Source organism: Pseudomonas sp. Pse79 (assembly GCF_024519615.1).
GTDB classification, from domain to species: Bacteria; Pseudomonadota; Gammaproteobacteria; order Pseudomonadales; family Pseudomonadaceae; genus Aquipseudomonas; species Aquipseudomonas veronii.
The window spans coordinates 19,071-24,628 of record NZ_JALJRR010000045.1 but is presented as its reverse complement, the minus strand read 5'-3'; the positions used below and the strand labels follow the sequence as shown (position 1 = coordinate 24,628).

Annotated in this window: 5 protein-coding genes; 1 reads left to right on the top strand and 4 read right to left on the bottom strand. The window is 49.1% G+C overall.

The window, feature by feature from the left end:
- Window positions 1–904: 904 nt before the first annotated feature.
- The 3 genes from NR164_RS29555 to NR164_RS29545 all read right to left on the bottom strand — a co-directional run bounded on the left by NR164_RS29555 (window position 905) and on the right by NR164_RS29545 (window position 4,232).
- Complete coding sequence (locus NR164_RS29555; RefSeq protein ID WP_256823615.1) at window positions 905–1,690, bottom strand: glycosyltransferase; 786 nt, start codon at window positions 1,688–1,690, stop codon at window positions 905–907.
- A gap of 504 nt (window positions 1,691–2,194) precedes the next feature.
- The gene (locus tag NR164_RS29550) at window positions 2,195–3,562 is read right to left on the bottom strand and encodes a HAMP domain-containing sensor histidine kinase (protein ID WP_026140411.1); all 1,368 of its coding nucleotides are present in this window, start codon (window positions 3,560–3,562) and stop codon (window positions 2,195–2,197) included.
- Window positions 3,540–4,232 carry a response regulator transcription factor gene (locus NR164_RS29545; protein WP_017850090.1) on the bottom strand — a complete coding sequence of 231 codons (693 nt, stop codon included), beginning with the start codon at window positions 4,230–4,232 and terminating at the stop codon, window positions 3,540–3,542. The genes NR164_RS29550 and NR164_RS29545 overlap by 23 nt, the downstream gene beginning before the upstream one ends.
- Before the next feature lie 146 nt (window positions 4,233–4,378).
- Here NR164_RS29545 and NR164_RS29540 point away from each other — a divergent pair, with 146 nt between their 5' ends.
- Window positions 4,379–5,083 carry a response regulator transcription factor gene (locus NR164_RS29540; protein ID WP_256823614.1) on the top strand — a complete coding sequence of 235 codons (705 nt, stop codon included), beginning with the start codon at window positions 4,379–4,381 and terminating at the stop codon, window positions 5,081–5,083.
- A gap of 269 nt (window positions 5,084–5,352) precedes the next feature.
- On the opposite strand, the gene NR164_RS29535 is transcribed toward NR164_RS29540, so the two are convergent.
- Window positions 5,353–5,558 (bottom strand): co-regulatory protein PtrA N-terminal domain-containing protein (locus NR164_RS29535; RefSeq protein WP_256823613.1); only part of this gene is annotated, 206 nt, incomplete at its 5' end.

The following is a 5,558-nucleotide window of genomic DNA, read 5'->3' as shown; positions in this document are numbered from 1 at the left end:
CTATCCCTTATCGTAAGGGGGAAACGGTGTCCTGTCTTTCATGGGGCTCGTTCAGGGAGGAAGCTGTTCTGTCTGCGCTTATTCTCTTGGCTGTAGGCAACTTCCCAAATGTAATTCAAACCCTCCGAGCTGGTGTCTGAGGCGTATTCGCTTGCATATATTCCGAAGCCATCTTCATTGCATTCAGGGATGCGAGGCATGGCGCAGGGCTATATCAACGACCGCACGACCGACTACCACAGCTTGAAATCCCGCTTGATGGACCCTGGCATCAGCCTGTAACGTTCTGACCATTTTGATGTGTTGATCCGCCACCTGCGCCGTGAGCTGGTGAGGTCCAGACAGCTGGTGATTGTGCCTGATGCCTACAACCTGAGCTATTCGCTGGAAGAAGCCTGGTTGGTGCGCCATGCCGAAGCGATTCGCCGGAGCGGGATAAACGCCGCTGGCACCCAGGTGTCAACGACTATGACCTACTGCAAAGCCTGCTGGGGTGCAACTCGCTAGGCATCGGCAGCGCGCGTCCACTTCTCCTCCTTACCTCCAAGGGCATCGGTGAGAGCTGTCGGGGTTGGGTAGGGTGTCTTGGCTACCTACGTGACGCTTTTTCTTACAGAGATATTTCTTGGCTACCGTTGATCGTATTAACTTCAGTCCGCATGACCCTTCTATTAAATACCGCCTGATTACCTACTCGTCGAATAGCCCCCGCGTAGTAATCGAAGGGCTATCACAAATCTTCTGGGTAGATGGCTTGCCCAGAAGAGAGGCCAACTTCTGGCTATGGAGAGTGTCACCAATGGTGAAGCACAGCCTCTTTTTATATGCGCTGAGCTTATGTAAAGGCGAAGTTAGATAGCGAAATTTTACTGAGGTTGAGCGAGTACAGCTCTGTCGCCGCGTTTTAAAGTTTTAAACTCTGTGTAATCTGGTTATACATCCTGACTCTTCTGTGATTTCTGGAGTAGCCGCCTAGTGAGGAAATCGTTCCACTTTGAATGTGGTCTAGATAACGAAACATTTTCCGAGGCGATATGAATCTAATTTTATAATCCAACTCGGTCATCCTGTCCTGAAGTTCATAGCCTGGATTGCGTTCGTCCATTTGAAAATGCAAGCCGTGCTTTTTGATCAATCTTACATTCCATAGGGTGCAGAAGCTTTTTAGATGTTTTTCTCTATATGGTTTCGGTTCCCTTGATTTTATTCCAAGCGCTTTGAGACCACGCCTGGTGTAATATTTGAAAAACCGTGATGATATTCTCCAGGCCGAGCGAAAAAAGCCTCTATCCAGCTGCTCTAAGCATCCAACGGCTGCTACGTCTTGTTGTTCGGCGCATTCCGCGAGCATCACATTAAAAACTTCAAGGTCATAAATAAAAGTGTCGGTATGCAAAAGAAATACATATTCCGTTTCCACGAAACCTAAAGCGAGATCAAGAGCTCGGCCATGAGCAATATTTCCAGCCTCAGGATGCTCTGGTTTTCGCTCAATCAAGTTGATCCATTTTAAAGTTCGAAGATACTCTGTGCTTGAATCCCTGGAGTCGTTGTCCACCACATAAACAGAAATACCTTTTTCTTTCACGGTATCTTGCAGGAGCTGGAGGCATTTATTGGTCAGCTCGAGCGACTTGTAGTTAACCAAAGCGATGCTGTAGTTTGCCTTTTCTGGGTAGTGATCTTTCATAGCCAACTAACTCTCGAATTTGATTGCCTTTGTTATAGCGGGCAACAACCAGCGAAGCCACCCGGCCACACCCCCATCGAAAAAGTATGCTCGTCCAATTTTGAGACTTTTACATTGGATGCACACAATTAAAATCCCATAAAAAGACAAAGCCTCTTATTGCAGATTTTTTTCCTGTGGAGAACTCAATGCCTAGCCATTTTGCTTTAGGGCATTAATTCTTTATTTATTCTGTGCCTGGGAGCTTATAATTCAGTTCCCTTGCAGATGAATTTTTTGACAGGTTTGTCGCTATGAGAGGTGGTTGTTCCCCCAACAATCGTCGCATCCTACTGGTAGGCGAAATAATTCAGGATGTAACTCTTAAACGAAGGCAGGTCAAAGACCGCTGACGTGCATAGCGGACGATCCAAATACAGAGACATCAGTTGAGCCAACAGGCAGGCAAGCAATCGAACGGATTGCCCGCCGATTTACGAAAGCTTTAGATATGGATCCGAGGTCTCAAGCGTTTTGTGCTTTACCTATCAAGTCAACCCGGCATCCAGGCCGGGCATCGTGCACCTGTAGGGACATGTCATGTAAACGTGCCACAGCTGAAACCATACTTAAGCCCAGGCCATTGCCTGGCGTATGACGGCTGGACTCTGAGCGGTAGAGTCTACGGAAAACCGCTTCCCGTTCCTCCTCCGGTATTCCGGGCCCATGGTCACGGATACTGATTCCACAGTTGTTAGAATCTGCCGAGACTGTTACTTCGACGTCACTTCCGTCCGGTGAAAACTTGATGGCGTTATCGATGAGGTTGCAAACCGCATCAAACAGTAACTGCGAATCCCCCATTACTGTGTCGACTCCCTCGCATGGCTTGAACTCTAGATTCATACCACGTTCATCAGCGAGAGGCTCAAAGAGCTCAACTGCATCAGCGCAGATTTGATTGAAACCAACAAGGGTAAAATTACTGCGTCTAGCACTGCCTTCTATTTCTGAAATGCGCAGCAGTGCCCGGAAGGTTTGCATTAGACCCTTAGCATCCTCAATGGCTGTGTCGATGGCGCTGGCGTACTCTTTTTGCGTCAAGCTACGCCGCTGTGCACGTTCTAATCCAGCGATCAATCGAGTCAGCGGTGTTCGCAAGTCATGAGCAATATCATCACATACACCTTTGACTTCACTCATCAGCCGTTCAAGTGCATCCAGCATGCCGTTTACCACGCCGGCAATACGATCAATATCGTCGTTATTTCCCCGTGTAGGTAAACGCCCACTGAGATCACCCTCCACAATTATTTTTATGGAGCGGCTAAGTACGTCTAAGCGGCGGCGAGCAGATACGCCTAATGCAATCGCTCCTAGTAGCCCAACTACTATAAGTAGTGAGCCACCTGAAACCAGAGCATTGACTAAAAGTTCGTCAAATTCACGAATATCATGAATATCCTGGCCGATCAGAAGAGTGCTTCCATCATCCAGTTTGTGAACAAGGTAGCGGATAGGCCGATCATGCCCGTTAGCTTTATCCCAGAAAAATTCCGCAGGCTTATCGTATGCACTGAACGTAGGCAGGGTTGATAGCGCCCCAGCAATCGTTGTACCAGCAGAATCGAATAGCGTATATGGGAGCCGCCCTTCGGGGTCTTGTTCCGTATGTTTAAGTATTTCTGTACGTCGTAGCGCAGGCTCTTGGGCGTTTTGGCGGTCTACCTCTCGATGCAGTGCAGTATCCACCTCTGAGATCAGGTATCCGGTAGTCTGCCAATAAATATAACCAAATAACGCAAAAAACGAGCACCCAAATAATGCCAGGAACATAAGGGCTGTTCGAAAGCTGATGGTACGTGGAATCTCACTCAGGCGAACGTAGGACATAACCAGCCCCCCGAATGGTTTGGAGCATTGGAGAATCGCCCTCGCCATCAATCTTATGACGCAGACGACCAATATGAACATCTATCACATTGGTGCGGTCGTCATAACTATAATTCCAGACAGCTTCGAAGAGCATGGTTCGCGTGACGACTTGCCCAGCATGTTGAGCGAGATACTCTAGTAACGCGTATTCCCGAGGTAATAAGTCAATCTGTCTTTCGCCTCGGCGCACTGAGCGTCGTAGGAGGTCAATTTCCAGATTCCCAATGCGTAATCGACTGTCTCGATTTGCTGCGGAAGGAGGTGCCCTTCGGCGATTCAGAGCATCTAGCCTAGCAGTCAGCTCGATGAACTCGAACGGCTTTGTCAAATAGTCATCGCCTCCTGCACGAAGGCCTCGAACCCGCTCATCTAAAGCGCTTAGCGCACTGAGAATCAGAACCGGTGTGGTGATGCCGGAAGCGCGCAATGCGGTAAGCATACCTAGGCCGTCAAGCGCTCCAGGTAGCATGCGATCAAGAACAATGATGTCGAAGGTATCGCTAATGGCCGCTAACAAACCTTCACGACCATTGTTTACCAGGGTCACGTCAAAGCCGTGGTCTTGAAGGGCTGCCTCGATTTCCCGCGAGGTGACGGGATCATCCTCGATAACCAGTACATGGGTCATAGGCGTCGCGCTGAGCTCCTGGTTTGAAATTAATAGGCCGATGTAAATCAAACGACCCCTTTGATGGCATAGTGTGCCGAGTCAGTCTATACACTGAGCTTCCGACAAAATGAAAAAAAGTTTATTTAAGTCTTTGCGAGGTTTGAGTGCGTATTTTAGTCATTGAGGATGATGCTCGTACCGCTTCATACCTAGTGCGAGGACTCGGCGAGAGCGGACACGTCGTCGATGCCAGTGCAGAAGGTCGTGACGGGCTCGCGATGGCCCTTGAGGGTATCTATGACGCTTTGATCGTTGATCGATGCCTACCTGGTATGGACGGTTTGTCGCTGGTTCGAGAGTTACGCAGGGAGGGGATGCAGACACCAGTATTGATGCTCAGCGCCTTAGCCTCGACCCAGCAGCGAGTTGAGGGGCTTCAGGCGGGTTGCGACGACTACTTGGCGAAGCCCTATGCCTTTGTTGAAGTATTGGCGCGACTGGAAGGGTTATTGCGACCTAGAGATCAGCAGCCTGGTAAGGCGAGTACCTTGTGTATTGGCGAACTGTGCCTTGACTCTGCAGCTCGGCAGGTAACATGGATGGGGCGAACGATATCCCTTGCTCACCGCGAAACCTTGATTCTAGAAAAACTCATGAAACATTGTGGTGAGGTTGTTACTCGCTTGATGCTACTTGAGAGTGCATGGGACTATGAATTCGATCCAAACGACAACGTTATCGATAAACATATTTATCGCCTACGTCGAAAGTTAGATGATGGATTTGGAATTTCGCTAATTGCTACCATTCCTGGCGCAGGCTATTGCCTCTACGTATCGACAAACTTATCTGAAGCTCCTGCTCGATAGTAACCTGAATCGAAGCAGCTGGGTGGTGAAATGCTTGCGTATCATTAGAGCAGCTTTTGTGCTGCCGACCAATTACTCGGATTGTCGGTGTACCCCGCAACCCGAGCAGGTCGTTTTGACTGTTTAAAGGATTAGTCCTACTGCCACACGGCGAGTAAGCGACTCTGGTTATGCGTCCTTTCGGCAGTTTTCCCGACTGCACTTCATGGCACTTAAAGCGCATGATCGAGTAGTCGGCTGCTAATGAATTTGATGAGTAGAACGCCCTATCAATTCGAACGTGCGACATCGTTGGACGCCGCTTTTTGATTGCTGGCAACGGCGGTTGCGTGTTCAGATTTTTGGTAGGTTGTCATTGCAGACGCTCTTGCGGCCTCCATCTGCGCCATTACTTTATCGCCACCGCCTTCTGCCATCGCAGCTACAGAGGCACTCATCAAGGTTACGATCAAAAGAGCTTTCGTGGGTTGTATGG